20 protein-coding genes are annotated in these 18053 nt (G+C 66.0%); 9 read left to right on the top strand and 11 right to left on the bottom strand.

The window, feature by feature from the left end:
* Nucleotides 1-28: 28 nt before the first annotated feature.
* On the top strand, nt 29-1252 hold the full coding sequence (locus CBI38_RS04830; RefSeq protein WP_109326832.1) for a glycosyltransferase family 87 protein: 1224 nt from the start codon (nt 29-31) through the stop codon (nt 1250-1252).
* Nucleotides 1253-1351: 99 nt separating this feature from the next.
* Nucleotides 1352-1633 (top strand): DUF2277 family protein, encoded by a 282-nt coding sequence (locus tag CBI38_RS04835; protein ID WP_109326834.1) that lies wholly within the window; start codon nt 1352-1354, stop codon nt 1631-1633.
* A gap of 96 nt (nt 1634-1729) precedes the next feature.
* On the opposite strand, the gene ipdC is transcribed toward CBI38_RS04835, so the two are convergent.
* Genes ipdC through echA20 form a run of 4 tightly spaced genes read right to left on the bottom strand, consistent with a single transcriptional unit; the run spans nt 1730 to nt 5213 of the window.
* Nucleotides 1730-2791: a (3aS,4S,5R,7aS)-5-hydroxy-7a-methyl-1-oxo-octahydro-1H-indene-4-carboxyl-CoA dehydrogenase gene (gene ipdC / locus CBI38_RS04840; RefSeq protein WP_109326835.1), complete on the bottom strand. Its 1062-nt coding sequence runs from the start codon at nt 2789-2791 to the stop codon at nt 1730-1732.
* A complete protein-coding gene (gene ipdB / locus CBI38_RS04845) occupies nt 2788-3549 on the bottom strand; it encodes a cholesterol ring-cleaving hydrolase subunit IpdB (protein WP_109326836.1) in 762 nt (253 codons plus the stop codon). The genes ipdC and ipdB overlap by 4 nt, the downstream gene beginning before the upstream one ends.
* Nucleotides 3546-4433, bottom strand: coding sequence for a cholesterol ring-cleaving hydrolase subunit IpdA (gene ipdA, locus CBI38_RS04850; protein ID WP_109326837.1), 888 nt, complete (start codon nt 4431-4433; stop codon nt 3546-3548). The genes ipdB and ipdA overlap by 4 nt, the downstream gene beginning before the upstream one ends.
* 3 nt (nt 4434-4436) lie before the next feature.
* A complete protein-coding gene (gene echA20, locus CBI38_RS04855; protein ID WP_109326844.1) occupies nt 4437-5213 on the bottom strand; it encodes a (7aS)-7a-methyl-1,5-dioxo-2,3,5,6,7,7a-hexahydro-1H-indene-carboxyl-CoA hydrolase in 777 nt (258 codons plus the stop codon).
* A gap of 62 nt (nt 5214-5275) precedes the next feature.
* On the opposite strand from echA20, the gene CBI38_RS04860 reads away from it, so the two are divergent.
* The 6 genes from CBI38_RS04860 (at nt 5276) to CBI38_RS04885 (ending at nt 11176) form a co-directional block, all read left to right on the top strand.
* Nucleotides 5276-6088, top strand: coding sequence for an SDR family oxidoreductase (locus CBI38_RS04860; protein ID WP_109326845.1), 813 nt, complete (start codon nt 5276-5278; stop codon nt 6086-6088).
* Nucleotides 6085-6999 carry an SDR family oxidoreductase gene (locus CBI38_RS04865; RefSeq protein ID WP_109326846.1) on the top strand — a complete coding sequence of 305 codons (915 nt, stop codon included), beginning with the start codon at nt 6085-6087 and terminating at the stop codon, nt 6997-6999. Before CBI38_RS04860 ends, CBI38_RS04865 begins: the two co-directional genes overlap by 4 nt.
* A gap of 135 nt (nt 7000-7134) precedes the next feature.
* Entirely contained in the window at nt 7135-8022 is an 888-nt protein-coding gene (locus CBI38_RS04870) for an LLM class F420-dependent oxidoreductase (protein WP_418328314.1), read from the top strand.
* Between the two features lie 87 nt (nt 8023-8109).
* Nucleotides 8110-9357, top strand: coding sequence for a glycosyltransferase family 4 protein (locus CBI38_RS04875; protein WP_109326853.1), 1248 nt, complete (start codon nt 8110-8112; stop codon nt 9355-9357).
* Complete coding sequence (locus CBI38_RS04880; RefSeq protein WP_109326854.1) at nt 9351-10091, top strand: class I SAM-dependent methyltransferase; 741 nt, start codon at nt 9351-9353, stop codon at nt 10089-10091. Before CBI38_RS04875 ends, CBI38_RS04880 begins: the two co-directional genes overlap by 7 nt.
* Nucleotides 10088-11176 carry a prenyltransferase gene (locus CBI38_RS04885; RefSeq protein ID WP_109326855.1) on the top strand — a complete coding sequence of 363 codons (1089 nt, stop codon included), beginning with the start codon at nt 10088-10090 and terminating at the stop codon, nt 11174-11176. The genes CBI38_RS04880 and CBI38_RS04885 overlap by 4 nt, the downstream gene beginning before the upstream one ends.
* Here the strand turns inward: CBI38_RS04885 and CBI38_RS04890 are convergent.
* The 6 genes from CBI38_RS04890 to CBI38_RS04915 are packed head-to-tail and all read right to left on the bottom strand — an operon-like array spanning nt 11152 to nt 16422.
* Entirely contained in the window at nt 11152-11814 is a 663-nt protein-coding gene (locus tag CBI38_RS04890; protein WP_109326856.1) for a class I SAM-dependent methyltransferase, read from the bottom strand. The two genes, CBI38_RS04885 and CBI38_RS04890, sit on opposite strands and share 25 nt — an antisense overlap.
* A complete protein-coding gene (locus CBI38_RS04895) occupies nt 11811-12203 on the bottom strand; it encodes a carboxymuconolactone decarboxylase family protein (protein ID WP_109326857.1) in 393 nt (130 codons plus the stop codon). Before CBI38_RS04895 ends, CBI38_RS04890 begins: the two co-directional genes overlap by 4 nt.
* On the bottom strand, nt 12200-13072 hold the full coding sequence (locus tag CBI38_RS04900) for an NAD(P)-dependent oxidoreductase (protein ID WP_109326858.1): 873 nt from the start codon (nt 13070-13072) through the stop codon (nt 12200-12202). Before CBI38_RS04900 ends, CBI38_RS04895 begins: the two co-directional genes overlap by 4 nt.
* A complete protein-coding gene (locus CBI38_RS04905; protein ID WP_109326863.1) occupies nt 13069-13821 on the bottom strand; it encodes an SDR family oxidoreductase in 753 nt (250 codons plus the stop codon). Before CBI38_RS04905 ends, CBI38_RS04900 begins: the two co-directional genes overlap by 4 nt.
* Before the next feature lie 47 nt (nt 13822-13868).
* Nucleotides 13869-15338, bottom strand: a complete 1470-nt coding sequence (locus tag CBI38_RS04910; RefSeq protein WP_109326864.1) for an aldehyde dehydrogenase — start codon at nt 15336-15338, stop codon at nt 13869-13871.
* Nucleotides 15339-15378: 40 nt separating this feature from the next.
* Nucleotides 15379-16422, bottom strand: coding sequence for a ferredoxin--NADP reductase (locus CBI38_RS04915; protein WP_109326865.1), 1044 nt, complete (start codon nt 16420-16422; stop codon nt 15379-15381).
* 148 nt (nt 16423-16570) lie between these two features.
* Here CBI38_RS04915 and CBI38_RS04920 point away from each other — a divergent pair, with 148 nt between their 5' ends.
* Complete coding sequence (locus tag CBI38_RS04920; protein ID WP_109334860.1) at nt 16571-17494, top strand: SDR family NAD(P)-dependent oxidoreductase; 924 nt, start codon at nt 16571-16573, stop codon at nt 17492-17494.
* Here the strand turns inward: CBI38_RS04920 and CBI38_RS04925 are convergent.
* Nucleotides 17386-18027 carry a TetR/AcrR family transcriptional regulator gene (locus CBI38_RS04925; RefSeq protein ID WP_230990085.1) on the bottom strand — a complete coding sequence of 214 codons (642 nt, stop codon included), beginning with the start codon at nt 18025-18027 and terminating at the stop codon, nt 17386-17388. The two genes, CBI38_RS04920 and CBI38_RS04925, sit on opposite strands and share 109 nt — an antisense overlap.
* Nucleotides 18028-18053 lie beyond the last annotated feature (26 nt).

The raw sequence follows: 18053 nt of genomic DNA on the forward strand, positions 1-18053 counted from the left end.
ACGACGCCGATCATGAGAGAACAGATCCTTGTTACGAAGTGACTCGAAGTTCAGGACATATGGCTTTCACGCCGTCGCGGTCCTTGCGGCCGTCTTCTCGCTCGCGTTGGTGGCCTACCGCGAGTACGAGGCGGCGACGGGCTACCTCATGGATCTCTCCGTGTTCCGGGACGCCGGCTACGCATTCCTCAACGGCCTTCCGCTCTACTCTGCTGATTTCCCGAGCAGCTCCGGATTCCGATTCATCTACGCGCCCTTCGCCGCCATCCTCTTCGCGCCGATGGCAGAACTCGACCCGGCGGTTCTGCAGGTGCTGTGGTGCGCCCTGAACATCGCGCTCGTGTGGTGGATGCTGAGGGTGGTGTTCGGCAAGCTCGACATGCGGCGTCCGGACCTTCTCGCACTGATGTCGCTGGGTCCGGTCCTGCTGCTCGAGCCGATGCGCTCGAACTTCGGCTTCGGGCAGGTCAACATCATCCTGATGGCTTTGGTGGTCGCCGACTGCACCGGCGTGATCCCACGCCGATTCCGTGGCATCGCGATAGGTCTGGCGGCGGCTGTCAAGATCACCCCTGCGGCGTTTCTCTTGGTGCTCCTGGTCCGCCGGGATTACCGCTCCATCGCGCGTGCCTTCGCTGCAATCCTCGCGACCATCGGCCTCGGCTTCTGGCTCCTGCCCCAGTCGTCGGTGTGGTTCTGGACCACCGAGTTCTTCGCTACCGGCCGCGCCGGCCCGCCGGACTTCTTCCGCAACCAGGCCCTCACCGGTCTGATCGCCCGGCTGGGAGTCGAGGGCCGGCTCGCCAGTGTCCTGTGGATGGCATGCGTCGTCGTGGTGGTCGCAGCTGTCGCGTGGTCGGCTCACCGGTTCACCCGGTCGGGGGAACATGTGATCGCGTTGTCCATCGTCGCGTTGGGGTCTCTGCTCGCGGCGCCGTTCGCCGTCACGCATCACTGGGCGTACAGCATCCTTCTCGTCCCGATCCTCGTCGCGCCTCGCTACCGCAGCTGGCGGCCGGTGGTCGGCGCGGCAACCCTCGTCTTCTTGATCGGCCCGAATTACGTACTGCAGTCCTCGTCGTCGGGCTGGGTGGAGTCGACCGTGCGTGAGGTGGTCGGAAGCTCGCAATGCCTCGCCGGGGTGGTCCTCCTCTGCGCCGCAGTCGTGGCGGCCCGGTCGCGTACCGCGGTCAGCACGGTCACTCCGGTCAAGCCCGCGTCCCAGGACGTGTTGGAACCCGCTCGGCCCTGAAATCTCCTACCGACGGCGGGCAAATGTACCGTTCAGCGCCTCAGATGCGTCGAACGGTACATTCGCCCGGTGTCGAGGTGGCCGCGCTATCGTCGAAACATGTGCCGAAACATCACCGAACTGCGCGGACTCGAGCCGGCAGCCACCGCGGAGGAGATCGAAGCGGCGGCGCGTCAATACGTACGTAAGGTCAGCGGGATTCAGAAAGTGTCGGACGCCAACCGCGAGCCCTTCGAAGAGGCCGTGGCGATAGTCACCGCGGCCACCACCACACTGCTGGCTGCGCTGCCACCTCGGAAGCAACCGCCCCCCACCGTGCCGCCGCTGCGACGGCCGGAGGTCCGGGCGCGGATAGAGGCGAAGGCTGCGTCGGCCGGCTGATCCCTTCCCCCTTCACCTGGACGAACGGGACGTACGTTGCGTTGGATCGAACGAACGTCCCGTTCGTGCAGGAGCAGAGGCCGCCGCGTGCCGACGTCAGTAGCGCAGTGCGCCCAGGGCGTCGATGCGTTTGACGGCGTCCGCGACGATGCCGTCGATGAGGTCCTTGCAGGTGGGCAGATCGCCCAGTAGCCCCACTACCTGACCCGACGCCAGGACACCGGCGGCGGTGTTGCCGTCGACGAGCCCGGCCTTGAGCAGCATCGGCGTGTTGGCGGCCATGATGATCTGCTGCCAGGTGCGGTCGCTGGACTTCTTCATGGCGAGGCCGTCCTTGACGAGCGTTGACCATTTCATGCCGGTCATCGCCTTGAATTTGGACGCGTTGCGCGCGGCGGCAACGAGTCCGCGCACATTCCCGGAGTGCTCGAGGCTGTTGACCAGTTCGGTGTTGAGGACCCGGTGCGGCATGCCGTCGACCTTCCGCGACACGGTGGTGTCCTGCAATCCCTTCGCCAGGTACTCCTGCTTCACGGAGTCGGGCACGGTCGATTCCTGGGTGAGGAGGAAGCGGGTGCCCATCGCGACACCGGCGGCGCCATAGGCCAGTGCCGCAGCCAGCCCGCGGCCGTCGTAGAAGCCGCCCGCGGCGACGACAGGGATGTCGACGGCGTCGAGCACCGAGGGCAACAGCAGGGTGGTGGCGACCGGTCCGGTGTGGCCGCCGCCTTCACCGCCCTGCACGATTACGGCGTCGGCGCCCCAGGACGCCACCTTCTTCGCGTGCTTGGCCGCGCCGATCGACGGTATGACCACCACGCCGGCCGCTTTGAGCTTCGCGATCAGTTCCTGCTTGGGGGCGAGCGCGAACGACGCGACGCGCACCTTCTCCCGGATCAACAGGTCGATGCGTTGCGGGGCGTCGGTGGCATCGGCACGGATATTGACCCCGAAAGGCTTGTCCGTCAACGTCTTGGTCTTGGCGATGGCCGCCTCGAGTTCTTCATACGTCATGGTCGCCGACGCCAGAATTCCGAGTCCGCCCGCGTTCGCGGTACCGGCAACGAGGCGCGGTCCGGCCACCCATCCCATCCCGGTCTGGACCACCGGATGTTCGACACCGACGAGTTCCGTCAACGCCGTTCGGAGCGCGCTCATGCCGACACCTCCCGGTCGCGCAGGCTGCGAGGATCGAGGACCTCGCGGATCAGGTGCAGTTCTTCTTCGGTCGGTTCGCGCGTCGCTCCGGCCTCGTCCAACCCGGCCACCTCGAACGACGTGTTCTCCGCGACCTGGTCGGCGGTGACGCCCGGGTGGAGGCTCAGCGCGCGGAACGTGTGGCCGGGTCCGCCGAAATCGAACACGCCGAGATTGCTCACCACGCGGTGCAGGTGCAGGAAGCGGAACGCCGGGTTCTCGGGATCGACCTGGTCGTAGCCGACTCCGGACACGATGTCGACCTTGTCGCAGAACACCCGGGACGAATGCTTACCCACCCAGTAGCTCGTGGGGTGGTTGATGGTGTTGCCGGGTGCGCCGCGGACACCGAACATCTGGCGCGTGGGGTGTTGTAGCGGACCGAACGCCGACAGGTTCTGATTGCCGTGCCGGTCGATCTGGTTGGCGCCCATGACGACGTGGCGTCGTCCGGATGCGACGACGTCGAACACCTTCCGGAACGGCATCCACCCCTCGATCGGAGCCTTGGCGCCGATAGCCGGGGTGTCGGCGAAGATCAGGGCTTCACCGTCGGTGATGAGCAGGTCGGGTTCGGTGGTGAGCCGGGCGAGCCGGGCCCCGATCAGTGGCAGCGTCGCCATGGGGCTTGCCATGATCTCTCCTGCACCGGCGAAAATTTCGGCGCAGGCGACGGCGCAGTATTCTGCGCGAGTCACCTCGGTGATCGTCTCGCTCATGCGTGTTCTCCAAACTTCTTCACGGCGGCCTGGTAGTCGTCCTCGCTGCCCGAGAGGTAGGTGTCGACGAACTTCTGCCACGACTCCGGGTCCTTCGCCGATTCGGCGTAGTGCCGCTGGAACTTCTCGTCGCGCCCGTAGCTGTCGCCGGCGAGCGTGAAGTGCGCACCGTTGGGTGCCTCGACGACGCCGTCGACCATCATGCGGTTGAGGATGAGGTTCTGCAGCGGAACAGTTTTCACCAGCTCCTCGGTTTCCACCACTCGCTCGACGGAGACGAACCGCTTCTCCGCCGCGGCGCAGTACAGGTCGTCGAAGTAGGGGTCGACGCCGGTGTACGCGGCGTTGCCGTGTTTGTCTCCGAGATTCAGATGTACCAGCGCCGCATCGAGATTCAGTGCGGGCATCGCGATGAGTGTCTCGGATTTGCCCGATGCGTCGGGGTAGGGGGAGGTGACGGTGCGTAGTTCGTCGCCCCAGAAGGCGCGAACGTCGGAACCGAGACCCGCGCGGATCGGCAGAAACGGCAACCGCGCTGCCGCGGCTTCGAGGCCACACTTGACCATGCCCTCGTCCATTTCCCGGACCTCGATCTCGCCGCCCGTGCGCGCCTTCGCGAACCAGGGGTCGTAGAACGGTGCCGAGTCGAGTGAGACGAATCCGTAGTACGCCTTCTTCACCTTGCCCGCCGAGCACAGCAGGCCGAGGTCGGGGCCGCCGTAGGTGACGACGGTGAGGTCGGTGATATCCGACCGAAGCAACGCGCGCACCAAGGCCATCGGCTTGCGCCGGGAACCCCAGCCACCGATGCCGATGGTCATTCCGCTGCGTAGTTCGCCGACGACGTCGTCCAGCGACATTCGCTTGTCACGCTTGGTGGCCATGTATCAGCCTTCCCTGTTGTTCGAGTTGGAGCGGGGCTTACCGGTCTCGACGAACTCGTCTCGATGTTCGTCGGAGACCCCCACCAGGTTGAGTTCGAAGGTGTAGCCCTGTTCGAGTCGGTAACTGGTCTTCACGTCGACGGGGTCGATCCCGTTGATCGCCTCCTTGGCGCACCGGATCACGCGGGTGTCCTTGGCGGCGATCTTGCCGGCGATGTCGCGGGCGGCGGCGTCGAGTTTCTCGCGCGGTACCACCTCGTAAACCGAGCCGAAGTGCTGCAGTTGTTGTGCTGTCACGTTCTGCGCCGTGTAGTACAGGGTGCGCATCATGTGTTGTGGGACGAGACGAGCCAGGTGTGTGGCGGCGCCGAGTGCACCGCGGTCGACCTCCGGCAGTCCGAAGACGGCGTCGTCCGAGGCGACGATCACGTCGGCGTTGCCGACCAGGCCGACGCCCCCACCGACGCAGAACCCGTTGACGGCGACAACGACGGGAACGGCGCAGTCGTAGACGGCGGCGAACGCGGCAGCGCACCCTCGATTGGCGTCGACGAGGGCGTCGTAGCCGTCGGTGGCCTGCATCTCCTTGATGTCGACGCCGGCGTTGAATCCGCGGCCCTCTGCTCGCAGGATCACCACGTGTGTGTTCGGGTTGCGGCCCGCAGCCAGTACCGCGTCGGCCAGTTCGAACCAGCCCCGTGACGGTATTGCGTTCACGGGCGGGTAGTCGACCGTCACTGTCGTGACGCCCCCGGGCTCGTCGTCAGTCCGGATTCCCATGTGTTTCCTCCATTTGAGCGGCCTCGCTACTCCACCAAGCAATTGCTTGGTAGGGTAGCACGATGGAAACGCGTTTCACTATGAACGGAACGGTGGTGCTCGTGACCGGCGGCGTTCGCGGAGTAGGTGCAGGCATCAGCCGCACCTTCCTGCGCACAGGCGCCGCGGTCGTGACCTGTGCGCGGAGGCCGGCGGACGGCCCGGTCGAAGCGGACGGTCGCGTCGCGGAGTTCATCGCCTGCGACATCCGCGACCCGGAGCAGGTACAGGGCATGGTCGACCGAATCGTCGAACGGCACGGCCGCCTCGACGTTCTGGTCAACAATGCGGGAGGTGCGCCCTACGCACTCGCCGCGGAGGCCAGCCCGAAGTACCACTCCAAGATCGTCGAACTGAACCTGCTCGCGCCCTTGCTGGTGTCGCAGGTGGCCAACGCGGTGATGCAGAACCAGGATTCGGGCGGCGCGATCGTCAACATCTCGAGCGTCAGCGGTTCACGGCCCTCACCCGGTACGGCTGCCTATGGGGCGGCCAAGGCCGGTGTCGATCACCTCGGCCGCAGTCTGGCGGTGGAGTGGGCGCCGAAGGTGCGGGTCAATTCGATCGTCGTCGGGATGGTCCGCACCGAGCAGGCCCATCTGCACTACGGCGGTGAGTCGGGGCTCGCGGCCGTCGCGGAGACGATCCCGCTGGGCCGCATGGCCTGCCCCGAGGATGTCGGCAACTGTGCGGTGTTCCTGGCTTCACCACTGGCCGCCTACGTCAGCGGATCGACCTTGACCGTGCACGGCGGCGGCGAGCGCCCGGCCTTCCTGTCAGCAGCAGACCCCGATCCCGCCGGAGCGGCGGCGAATATCAACGAGGAGAGAAAATGAGTGGACTGGTCGACGATCGCGTCGTCATCGTGACGGGCGCCGGCCGCGGTATCGGACGCGCACACGCGCTGGCCTTCGCCGCGGAAGGTGCCAAGGTAGTGGTCAACGACATCGGCGCCGGACTCGACGGCTCTGCGACGGGAGAGAGTCCCGCCGAGCAGGTCGTCGCAGAGATTGTGGCCGCCGGCGGCGAGGCCGTCGTCAACGGTGACGATGTCGCGGACTGGGCCGGGGCGCAGAATCTGATCAAGGCTGCACTGGACCACTTCGGCCGCCTCGACGTGCTGGTGAACAATGCCGGCTTCCTGCGCGACCGCATGCTCGTCGGCATGAGCGAGCAGGAATGGGACGCCGTAGTGCGGGTGCACCTCAAAGGTCATTTCGCCACCCTGCGGCACGCGGCCGCGTATTGGCGCGGTGAGGCGAAAGCAGGGCGTTCCGTGGACGCCAGGATCATCAACACCAGTTCCGGTGCCGGACTGCAGGGTTCGATCGGGCAGGGCAACTACGCGGCGGCGAAGGCGGGTATCGCGGAGCTGACCATTCAGGCGGCGGCGGAACTGAAGAACTACGGCGTCACCGTCAATGCCATCGCCCCGGCCGCCCGGACTCGGATGACCATCGGCGCCGGCGGGGCCATGGCCGAGGCGATGGCGGCGCCCGAGGACGGGTTCGATGCGATGGCCCCGGAGAATGTCTCCCCTCTGGTGGTGTGGCTGGGCAGTATCGAGTCCAAGGACGTCACCGGGCGTGTGTTCGAGGTCGAGGGCGGCAAGATCACCGTCGCCGAGGGATGGCGTCACGGTCCCACCCAGGACAAGGGCGCGCGGTGGGAGCCGAAGGAAATCGGCCCCGTCGTCGCCGGCTTGCTCGCCAAGGCCGAAACTCCGGTCCCGGTCTACGGCGCCTGATCTGAGGCTGTACGAACGGGACGCTCGTTGCGTTAGACGCAACGAGCGTCCCGTTCGTCCCGGTGCCAGCAGATCCGGAATCCTGTTTGGACACCTTGCTAAACAGGTGTCCAGAAGTTACTCTCCAAGAAGGAAATGCCTCCCGGCTTAGGAGATTTCGTGAAGTTCGGCATTACGTTGTTCACCAGTGACCGCGGAATCGGACCGGCCTCCGCCGCGCGGGGGGGCGAGGCCAATGGTTTCGACTCTTTCTACGTGCCCGAGCACACTCACATTCCGGTCAAACGTGATGCGGCACATCCGCAGACGGGCGACGCCTCGCTTCCGGACGATCGCTACATGCGCACGCTGGATCCCTGGGTCGCGCTCGCGTCGGCGGCCGCGGTGACCCAGCGTATCGAGCTCGGGACTTCGGTGGCTCTACCCGTCGAGCACGACCCCATCACTCTTGCCAAGACGATCGCCTCGCTCGACCATCTGAGCGGCGGCCGCGTCGTCCTCGGTGTCGGATACGGCTGGAATCTGGATGAACTCTCCGATCATCATGTTCCGCCGGGCCGCCGTCGCACGATGCTGCGCGAGTACCTCGAGGCCATGCGGGCCCTGTGGACGCAGGAGGAAGCGTCCTACGACGGCGAGTTCGTCACCTTCGGGCCGAGCTGGGCGTGGCCCAAGCCGACGCGTGTGCCTCCGGTCGTCGTCGGTGCGGCCGGCAACGAGAAGAACTTCAAGTGGATCGTGCGTTCGGCCGACGGCTGGATGACCACACCGATCGAGCAGGACATCGACGACCGTGTCCGGTCTCTTCAACGAATGTGGCGTGAGGCGGGCCGGACGGGCGAACCGCGGATCGTGGTGCTCGACGGGAAGCCGGATGTCGAGAAGCTGCACCGGTGGCGAGACCTCGGCGTCAGTGAGGTCGTCTACGGAGTTCCGGACCGAAGCGAGGAGGAGGTGCTCGCGTACCTCGGGCGACTTGCCGGAAAGATCGAAGGTTTGCGCGAGTCGGCGGCGCTGCGCTGAGTAGTGCGGTTGGATAGGACGAGGACACGCAAATGTGAGAACGTGTTCTAGTATTGCCGTCTGCTGCTCGAGGAGAGGTCGGAGTCCGTGCGCATCGCACTCCTGTCGTATCGAAGTAAGCCCCACTGCGGTGGGCAAGGTGTGTACGTCCGTCATCTCAGCCGTGAACTGGTCGAACTCGGACACCAGGTAGAGGTGTTCTCGGGTCAGCCGTACCCGGATGTCGACCCCCGGGTCACCCTCACCAAGGTCCCGAGTCTCGACCTCTACCGCGAGCCCGATCCGTTCAGAACGCCGCACCTGCGGGAGTTCCGCGACAGCATCGATGTGCTGGAAGTGGCCACCATGTGGACGGCCGGCTTTCCCGAGCCGCTCACATTCAGCTTGCGTGCGGCGCGACTGCTGCGTGAGCGCGCCGACGAGTTCGACGTCGTGCACGACAATCAGTGCCTCGGCTACGGGCTGCTCCAGCTCCAGAAGGCCGGCCTGCCCGTCGTCGCGACCATTCACCATCCGATCACCCGCGACCGCGCGCTCGACCTCGCGGCCGCCAAGTGGTGGCGCAAGGTCACAGTCCGGCGCTGGTACGGCTTCCTGAGCATGCAGAAGCGGGTGGCCCGCAGGATCCCCGCGCTGGTGACGGTGTCGCAGTCTTCGGCCGACGACATCAGCGCGGAGTTCGATGTGCCCGCTGCTCATTTGCGGACCATTCCGCTCGGCGTGGACACCGAGGTGTTCCAGCCGCGCGCCGATGCACGGGTCGCGGGGCGGATCGTGTGTGTCGCGAGCGCCGACATGCCGCTCAAGGGTGTGTCGACCTTGCTCGAAGCTGTTGCGAAGGTGCACACCGAACGCTCCGTCGAGGTGGTTCTCGTCGCCAAACTGGCGGCGGGCGGGGTCACCGAGAAGCTGATCGACGAACTCGCCATCGGTGACGTGGTGCGCACGGTCTCGGGCATCGACGACTCCGAATTGGCGTCGCTGCTGGCCTCGGCAGACGTCGCCTGTGTCCCGTCCCTGTACGAGGGTTTTTCACTGCCCGCCGTCGAAGCGATGGCCTGCGGAACTCCGCTCGTCGCGAGTCGCGCCGGTGCCATCCCCGAGGTCGTGGGAACTCAGGAAGAAGCCGGTGTCCTGGTGACGCCCGGTGATCCGCAGGAACTGGCGGACGTGCTGGGCGCGCTGCTCGACGACCCGGAGCGGCGCGTCAGGCTGGGCGACGGCGGCCGTTGCCGAGCGCTCGAGCGCTACAGCTGGTCTGCGGTGGCGGCGAAGACCGCGGAGACTTATGCCGATGCCATCCAGCAGACCCGTGGAGGAGAACGACTGTGCTGACCGTGGACTTCGACCGGCTGGGCGTGAAGCCCGGCGACAAGGTGATCGACATCGGTGCGGGAGCCGGACGGCACTCGTTCGAACTGTATCGGCGGGGGGCCGACGTCATCGCGTTCGACCAGAACGCCGACGAGCTGGCCGACGTCGAGAAGATGTTCGTGGCCATGGCCGAAGTGGGGGAGGCGCCCGCGGGCGCTGACGCGCGTATTCAGGTGGGTGACGCGCTGAACCTGCCCTATGAGGACGGCACGTTCGACGCTGTCCTCATCTCCGAGGTTCTCGAGCACGTGCCCGAGGACGATCGCGCCATCGCCGAGTTGGTGCGCATCCTCAAGCCCGGTGGTGTTGCAGCAGTGACGGTTCCGCGGTGGTTGCCCGAAAAGGTCTGCTGGGCACTGTCCGACGCCTACCACGAGGTGGAAGGCGGGCACGTGCGGATCTATCGGGCCGACCAGTTGGCGGGCAAACTCACTGCGGCCGGGCTGAAAGTGCAGGGCCGCGATCATGCCCACGCCCTGCATTCACCGTACTGGTGGCTCAAATGCGCGGTGGGAGTCGAGAACAACGACAATCCCCTCACCAAGGCCTACCACCAGGTTCTGGTGTGGGACATGATGAAAGCTCCCTGGCTCACTCGCACCGCGGAGAAGGTACTCAACCCCGTGGTCGGCAAGAGCGTGGTGTTCTATCTGGAGAAGCCGAACCGGCCGAGCGCGGTGAGGGCGCCGCGGTGAGAGCGGCCGACGTTCCGTCGGTGCCGAACGTGTTGTCGGAGAGCCAGGTACTGCAGACAGCCAAGTCGATCGCCGCTGCCCAGGAATCATCGGGCGCGTTGCCGTGGTTCACCGGTGGTCACACCGACCCGTGGGACCACGTCGAATCCGCCATGGCGCTGGGCGCTGCCGGGTTGCGCGAGGAGGCGGAGGCCGCGTACGAGTGGTCGCGCCGCACTCAGCGGCCCGACGGTTCGTGGCCGATGGAGTTCCGGGACGGTGTGGTCCACAATGCCGACTCCGACAGCAACTTCTGCGCGTATCTCGCGGTCGGAGTGTGGCATCACTACCTGATCACCGGCAACCGGGACTTCGCCGTGTCCATGTGGCCCTCGGTGCGGGCAGGACTCGACTTCGTCGTGGAGTTACAGGAACCGAGTGGCGAAATCTTCTGGGCCCGAGGAAGCGGCGGCGAAGCATGCCCCGAGGCGCTGCTGACCGGCAACTCCAGCATCCACCACAGCCTGCTGTGCGGGCTGTTGCTGGCGCGACTGGTCGACGACCCCCAACCGGAATGGGAGTTCGCCAAATACACCCTCGGCCACGCGATCCGGCAGCACCCGGAGTCGTTCGCGCTCAAAGACGAATACTCGATGGATTGGTACTACCCCATCCTCGGGGGAGCCGTGCGGGGTGCGGCGGCGGCTGCGCGCATCGAGTCGCGGTGGGACGACTTCGTCGTCGAAGGTCTGGGCATCCGGTGTGTCGACCACCGGCCGTGGGTGACCGGAGCCGAGACGTGCGAGCTGGTGCTGGCCCTCGACGCGATGGGCGAGCGCACCCGCGCTCTCGAGCAGTTCGCGGCCATGCAGCATCTGCGTGATCCCGACGGCTCGTACTGGACCGGGCTCGTCTATAGCGACGGCAAACGCTGGCCGGTCGAACAGACGACGTGGACGGGTGGAGCGATGATTCTCGCGGCGGACGCACTGTCGCGCACCACGCCCGGACACGGGATCTTCCGGGACGCGGCGGCGCCGGTGGGACTACCGATCGGTGCAGATCGGTGCGGCGACTACTGTCACGCCAGCGGTTCGCCGGTCTGACCGCCTACCCGTTCGAGAACGCGCAGTGACCCGGTGACGGACGTCTCCTTGAATTGGCCTGTCGCCAGAGCACGTTCGTAGATCTCGAACGGTGGCCGTCCACCGTCCGCGGGGTCCGGGAACACGTCGTGGATGACGAGTGCGCCGCCGACGACGACCCAGGGTGCCCACCCCTCGAGGTCGGCGTTCGCGGCCTCCGAGGTGTGTCCGCCGTCGATGAAGACGAAGTCGACGGGGGTGCGCCAGAATGTTGCCACCGTGGAGGAGCGGCCGAGTACACCGACGACGTATTCTTCGAGCCCCGAGTCGGCCATGGTGTGGCGGAACCGGCCGACGGTGTCGAGCACACCGGTGTGGGGGTCGACGAAGGCCGGTTCGTGGTATTCCCAGCCCGGCTGGTGTTCCTCGGAGCCGTGATGGTGGTCGATGGTGACCACCCGAGCGCCTCGGGCCTTCGCGGCAGCCCCGAGATAGATCGTGGAGCGACCGCAGTAGGTGCCGATCTCGACGCCGGTACCGCCCGGAGTCAGATAGTGCATCGCGGCCGCGTGCAGGGCGGTGCCCTCGTCCTCCGGCATGAACCCGGGCGTGGACTCGGCGAGTCGGAGAAGGTCTCGTGTCAGGTGTTCGGTGCTCATGTGGCCTCTGCATCCGGGGCTGCCGCTCTGGCTGCCTTCTTCCGCTTGTGTAGCACCCCACCGATCATGGAGTCGAGTTTCGTACCCAACGGCCACCCCACGTAGTGGCACAGAAACAGGGCGATCTCCCGCAACTGCTCCTCGTCGAGTTCTTCGTTGTGCAGGGCGGCGCCCACCTGGATCTCCGCGACATCGACCAGACCTTGCGCGGTGAGCGCACCGAGGAGGAGGAGCCTGCGGTCGCGGATGCTGAGCCCGGGCCTCGCCCAGATGTCGGCGAAGAGGTGGTCGGCGGTAACGGCGAAGTGCGCGCCGGGACCGTCCTGCATCTCGAACCCGTAGACCTTCTCCATCATGGCCAGGCCGCGGGTGCGGGTGTCGTTCTTCATCGCTGCTCCTTCGTGGCTGTGCTGTCCACGCCCAGCCCCGGCCCCAGTCCGGTCAGGGCGATCCGGGCGAGCGGCAGGGTGACGTCGAGTCGTTCGCCGAGACCGATCGCCAGGAGAAGATCCTTCTCGCCGAGGTCCCGGACGTGGGACATGATCAGGTACCAGCTGTCGTTCTCGTCGAGGGCGGCGGTGTTGTCGCGGAGCATGATCGCGCCGGCGCCACCGGTGATCGCGTCGGTGTGCCGGACGACCTTCCCGAGTTCGGTGATGTCGAGACCGGCGGCCTCGGCGAGTCGCTGCGCCTCGGCCGCGGCCGTGAAGGACACGAAGTGCAGCAGGTTGCGGGCGAGCTTCATGCGCGTACCCGCGCCCACGTCGCCCGCGTGCACGACGAGTTCCGCCCAGTGCCCGAACGGCTCCCGCACTTTCTCGAACGCCGTGTCACTCGCGCCGACCATCACGGCGAGCTTGCCCTTGTGTGCGCCCGGTGCGCCGCCGCTCACCGGGGCGTCCACCAGTTCGACGCCCTGCTCACCGCACAACTGCGCCAATTCGACGGCAGTGACGTCGCTGATCGTCGAATGCACCGCCACGACGGTGCCCGGCCGGGCCACCTCCAGAATTTGGAGGACAACGTCCCGCACCTGTTCGTCGTTCAGCACGGTCACGGAGATAACGTCCGCGTTCTCGGCCACCTCCCGCGGACTCGACGTCACCTTCGCGCCCGCCTTGCCGAACGGTTCCAGCGCCTCGGGCCGGGTGTCGCACACGATGAGTCCGCCGGGGCGGCCCAGAAGCCGCTTCGCCATGGGCGCACCCATGTTGCCGAGGCCGATGTAGCCGACGGATACCTGCTCGGTCGTGGTCATGAGCGGAAAATCTGTCCGCCGTCGACGTTGAAGATCTGCCCGGTGATCCAGCTCGCCTCGTCGGAGAGCAGGAACAAACACGCCCCGACGAGGTCTTCCGGTGTTCCCATGCGCTTGAGGGGCAGGGTCTTGACCATGTCTGCCACCATATTTCCTGGGGTGACGGTGCGGGTGGCTTCGGTGTCGATCGGTCCCGGCGCGATGGCGTTGACCCGAATGCTCATGCCACCCACCTCGTGGGCGAGTTGCTGGGTGAGGCCGTTGATTCCGACCTTCGCGAGCCCGTAGAAGCCGGAGTACAGCCAAGCCGCCGTGGAGGATTGGTTGACGATCGACCCGCCGCCGCCGTTGTTCATGTGCGGCCACACCGCGCGGGTCACGTTGAGGGCGCCGTCGAAGTTCACGCTCATGAACTTCTTGTAGTAGTCCCAAGGCACGGTGATGAGGAGGTCGAGTTTCATGCCCCCGTAAATGGCGGCGTTGTTGACCAGATAGTCGATGCCGCCGAACTTCTCGACGGTGAACTCGGCGAGTTGTTTCGCCGACTCCTCGTCTGACACGTCGACATCCTTGAATACTGCCGTCCCGCCGTCCGAGGTGATCTGTTTTGCCACGGTTTCGCCGAGTTCCGCGTTGAGATCCGCGACCACCACGTTGGCGCCCTCGGTTGCCAGCGCCCGGGCATATCTTTCGCCGATGCCCTGAGCAGCGCCGGTGACGATGGCTGTCTTTCCGTCGAACCGTCCCATATCGTCTTGTCTCCCTGAGTTGAGTGCGGTGAAAGTGTGGTGATGGACTACAGGGCCGGTTCCGCGACCAGCTTGGTCTCGAGGTACTCCTCGAAGCCCGCAACACCCATTTCCCGGCCGATCCCGGATTGCTTGTATCCGCCGAACGGCGCATCGGCCGCGTACCAGATTCCGCCGTTCACGCCCAGCGTTCCGGTGCGCACTGCCTCGACCACGTGCTGCACGCGTGCGGGATCCGTACCCCAGATCGATCCGGACAGCCCATAGGGGGAGTCGTTGGCGATGCGAATGGCGTCGTCGTCACCGTCGTGGGGGATGATCACGAGCACGGGACCGAAGATCTCTTCCCGTGCCACCCGCGCGCTGTTGTCGAGTCCGGAGATGAGGGTGGGTTCGATGAAGAAGCCGCGTTCGTGATTGCCGGGGCGTCCGCCGCCGACCACGATGGTCCCGCCTTCCTCGACCGCGAGACGCAGATACGCCTCGACTCGCTCGCGTTGGCGTGCGGAGATGATCGGACCGCAGATGGTGTCGGGTTCGTCGGGGTCACCGGCAGGAAGACCGCGGAGGGTGCGCGCGGTGGCCTCGACTGCCTCGTCGTACCTTTCGCGCGGAACGAGTAGCCGGGTGGTGAGCGCACAGCCCTGCCCGGCGTGGGTGCTCACGGTGAATGCCGCCATCGCGCACGCGCCCGCCAGGTCGGCGTCGTCGAGCACGATGAAGGCCGACTTGCCGCCCAATTCGAGGAACACCTTCTTGAGCGTCTGGGCGGCGGCCGTCATGACAGCCTTACCCGTTTCGGTCGAGCCCGTGAAGGACACGAGGTCCACGCGGGGGTCGGTCGACAGCTGCGCACCGAGGGAGTGGTCGCTCGACGTCACGATGTTGACCACACCGGGCGGGAAGTCGGTTTCCTGCGCGATCAGTGTGCCGACGAGTGCCGCGCACCAGGGTGTGTCGGGAGCGGGCTTGAGCACCACGGTGTTTCCCGCGGCCAGTGCGGGGCCGAGTTTGGCGAAATTGATTTGATGAGGAAAATTCCACGGCGTGATGGCGCCCACCACACCGACTGCCTCCTTCAGGACCCGCCTGTGCGACTTGATTCCCATCGTCGTCGACTCACCCAGGTCCTGTTCCCAGGAATAGCTGTCCGCCAGGCCCGCGAAGTATCCTAGATCGGCAACGGGCCCCTCGAGCTGGGGTCCGCTGGTGAAGAATCTCGGCGCGCCGACCTCGGCGATCGTGATCTCCCGGAATTCCTCGATGTGGGCGAGCAGGGCGTCGCGCAATTGCCGCAGGCACCGTGCCCGGAAGGCGTGGTCGCGGGACCAGGTCGTATCGTCGAATGCCCGGCGCGCAGCAGCGATCGCCACGTCCATGTCGGTGGGGGTGGCATCGGCCGCGGCACCCAGCACCTCTTCGGTGGCAGGGTTGATCACCTCGAAGGTGCCCCCGGAACCCGGGACGAGCTTGCCGTCGATCAGCAGGAGGGAACTGTCGGTGGGACGCAGAGTCATGGGGTCACTTCCGGATCGGATGGTGTGGGAGTTGTCGTCGTCATGAGTCGTAGGAGATTCGGACGGTGTCGGTAAGGGGCAATGCCTGGCAGGTGAGGATGTATCCGGCTTCGATGTCTTCGTCTTCCAACACCTGGTTGTTCACCATCTCCACCCGGCCCTCGGTCAGGCGGCACTCGCACGCCGCGCAGACGCCCTCACTGCAGGAGGAAGGGGCCTTCATACCGTTGGTGGTGAGGACGTCGAGTAGGCGTTGGTCGCCCGGCCACGAGAATGTCTGGGTCGCGCCGTCCTTCTCGACGACGACGGTGGACGCACGGGGAACGGCAACCGGGTCAGTCCCCCTCGCCGCGAGCACCGACTCGAAGGGATTGCTGCCGAGGGAGTTGAAGCGCTCGATGTGCACTCGCTCGCGGGGAAAGTGTATCGCCCTCAAGGCATCTCGGGCGCAGTTCATGAAGGGGCCGGGACCGCAGACGAACACCTCGTCGAAGTGGAAAGCCGAAAAATGCTCTCGCAACCGGTCCGAAGTGGGTAGCCCGTCGGTCGATTCGATCCAATGCGCGACGGAAAGTCGATCGGGATGGCGTGCAAGCAATTCGAGCAGCTCGGCGCGGAAGATCACGGAGTCTTCGTCGCGGTTGGCGTAGAAGAGCACCACATCGCCGGTCCCGCGGCCGAGGACGGATTTCAGTATCGACATCACCGGAGTGATACCGCTCCCGCCGGCGATGAGGAGAAACTTCCGGTCCAGTGCCTTCGGCGTGAACACTCCGGACGGCTCGAGCACCTCGATCTCCGCGCCGGTCTGTGCATGGTCGCAGAGCCAGTTGGATCCCCGTCCGCGATCGACCCGTTTGACGGTGATCTTCAGTGCACTGTCGATGTCCGGCGCACTCGCGAGCGAGTAACAACGCGCGAGGGAGGCGCCGTCGTGGGGGATGTGCAGGGTGAGGAACTGTCCCGGCTTGTAGCTGAATCGTTCTTTTTGGTGCGGTTCGAGTGCGAATACCACCGAACGAGCATCGGCGGTCTCCTCGATGACCTCCGCAACGCGGAGGCGGTGGATCGTCGGTGCGGTCATGGGCGAACGCTCCCTGTGGGGTTCGTCGAAGAGTGGAGCCAGCGCAGAACTGGACATATGTCTGGACTATAGTTTGCACATCTGTACGGCGCAATGACGGGATGCGCCCGGATTGATCGCAATACGCGCCTCGAGGGAAGTGGAAGACATGAACTCACACCGAGCAAAGCACCTGAAAGGACGCGGAGCGGTGGTGACCGGCTCGAGTCGCGGAATCGGCCGATCGGTTGCCCACGCTCTGGCGGCCGAGGGCGCCGGCGTGGTGGTCAACGGTCGCGACCGGGAGGCGTCCGACTCGGTGGCACAGGAAATCGTCGACGCCGGCGGACGGGCAATCGCGGTTTCGGGCTCGGCCGCGGTGCCGGGTGTCGCGGAGGCGCTCGCGGATGCGGCGGTGAGCGCGTACGGGTCGGTCGACGTCTTGATCAACTGCGCGGGGATCGCGGAACCTCCGCAGTCGTCCATCCTGAACGTCACCGACGAGCAGTGGAGCGAACTGATCGACGCGCACCTGACCTCGACTTTTCGCACCTGCCGGGTGATCGCTCCGCTGATGGTTGCGCGGGGACGTGGCGCCATCGTGAACACGAGTTCGTTCGCGTTCCTCGGTGACTTCGGCGGTACGGGGTATCCGGCGGCAAAGGGTGCGGTCAACAGTCTCACTCTGGCAATCGCAGCCGAACTCGCAGACTCGGGTGTGCGCGCAAATGTCGTCTGTCCGGGTGCGCGCACTCGACTGTCCGTCGGCGAAGGATACGAGCAACACATCGAAGAACTGCATCGGCGCGGCATGCTCGACGAGGCGGCGCGCTACGGTTCGCTTCATCCTGCGCCACCGGAGTACGTCGCCGCGCTCTATGCCTACCTGGCGAGCGATCGGGCCGCGGCGATCACTGGAGGCGTCTTCGTCGGATCAGGTTGTTTCGTAGGGCGATTCGAGCGGCAGACGCCGAAGTTCGTCGCCTACCGCGACCACGACACGGCGCCACCGTGGTCCCTGGACGAGCTGGCGGAACTCGTCTCCTTCACGCAGCCCACCCCGGACAGTGCTCCCCGCAGCACGGATTCGTAGATCGAGTCCAGGTCCAGCTCGTCACCGAGGAAATCGGTATTCACCAGCATGACGAAGCCGTGCATGGCGGCGAAGATGCTGACAGCCGCATCGAGAGTGTCTTCGGGCGGCACACCGCACGACGCCAGCATCGTACGCAGTGCCGTGTTGGCGTCCAGGGCTGCGGAGATGAAGGCGTCCCTGTCGACCGGGCTTGTGGTGAGTGTCCGGTACCGATGCGGGTGCTCGGTCGCCCAGACGCGGTGCGCGTCGACGAGCGCCCGGAGGCCGTCCACCCCGGTTCGGCCCATCGCGGTCTCGCGTAGGTGCGCGCCGAGTTCCGCCATGGTGCGCACCTGAACAGCGCCGCGGACGTCGTCGAGATTGCGGACGTGGTTGTAGAGCGACGCGGTGACGACCTCCAGTCGGGCGGAGAGGCTCGTCATCGACAGGGGGTCCCACCCGAGCTCGTCGATGATGTCGATCGCCGCATCCACGACCTTCTCGCGCGTCAGTGTGCGACGCCGGATCGGTTCTTTCTGCCCTCTCGCCATGGGTTCAGCATAAGGGCTTCCATAAT

The sequence above is a fragment of the Rhodococcus oxybenzonivorans genome (assembly GCF_003130705.1).
GTDB classification, from domain to species: Bacteria; Actinomycetota; Actinomycetes; order Mycobacteriales; family Mycobacteriaceae; genus Rhodococcus_F; species Rhodococcus_F oxybenzonivorans.

What these genes read in the sequence shown, in the direction of transcription:
- ipdC (WP_109326835.1), bottom strand. Translation starts at nt 2,791, where the DNA reads ATGAGCGCGCTCCGAACGGCGTTGACGGAACTCGTCGGTGTCGAACAT.
- echA20 (WP_109326844.1), bottom strand. Translation starts at nt 5,213, where the DNA reads ATGGGAATCCGGACTGACGACGAGCCCGGGGGCGTCACGACAGTGACG.
- CBI38_RS04910 (WP_109326864.1), bottom strand. Translation starts at nt 15,338, where the DNA reads ATGACTCTGCGTCCCACCGACAGTTCCCTCCTGCTGATCGACGGCAAG.
- CBI38_RS04905 (WP_109326863.1), bottom strand. Translation starts at nt 13,821, where the DNA reads ATGGGACGGTTCGACGGAAAGACAGCCATCGTCACCGGCGCTGCTCAG.
- CBI38_RS04860 (WP_109326845.1), top strand. Translation starts at nt 5,276, where the DNA reads ATGGAAACGCGTTTCACTATGAACGGAACGGTGGTGCTCGTGACCGGC.
- ipdA (WP_109326837.1), bottom strand. Translation starts at nt 4,433, where the DNA reads ATGGCCACCAAGCGTGACAAGCGAATGTCGCTGGACGACGTCGTCGGC.
- CBI38_RS04895 (WP_109326857.1), bottom strand. Translation starts at nt 12,203, where the DNA reads ATGAAGAACGACACCCGCACCCGCGGCCTGGCCATGATGGAGAAGGTC.
- CBI38_RS04870 (WP_418328314.1), top strand. Translation starts at nt 7,135, where the DNA reads ATGCCTCCCGGCTTAGGAGATTTCGTGAAGTTCGGCATTACGTTGTTC.
- ipdB (WP_109326836.1), bottom strand. Translation starts at nt 3,549, where the DNA reads ATGAGCGAGACGATCACCGAGGTGACTCGCGCAGAATACTGCGCCGTC.
- CBI38_RS04865 (WP_109326846.1), top strand. Translation starts at nt 6,085, where the DNA reads ATGAGTGGACTGGTCGACGATCGCGTCGTCATCGTGACGGGCGCCGGC.
- CBI38_RS04925 (WP_230990085.1), bottom strand. Translation starts at nt 18,027, where the DNA reads ATGGCGAGAGGGCAGAAAGAACCGATCCGGCGTCGCACACTGACGCGC.
- CBI38_RS04900 (WP_109326858.1), bottom strand. Translation starts at nt 13,072, where the DNA reads ATGACCACGACCGAGCAGGTATCCGTCGGCTACATCGGCCTCGGCAAC.
- CBI38_RS04915 (WP_109326865.1), bottom strand. Translation starts at nt 16,422, where the DNA reads ATGACCGCACCGACGATCCACCGCCTCCGCGTTGCGGAGGTCATCGAG.
- CBI38_RS04835 (WP_109326834.1), top strand. Translation starts at nt 1,352, where the DNA reads ATGTGCCGAAACATCACCGAACTGCGCGGACTCGAGCCGGCAGCCACC.
- CBI38_RS04920 (WP_109334860.1), top strand. Translation starts at nt 16,571, where the DNA reads ATGAACTCACACCGAGCAAAGCACCTGAAAGGACGCGGAGCGGTGGTG.
- CBI38_RS04890 (WP_109326856.1), bottom strand. Translation starts at nt 11,814, where the DNA reads ATGAGCACCGAACACCTGACACGAGACCTTCTCCGACTCGCCGAGTCC.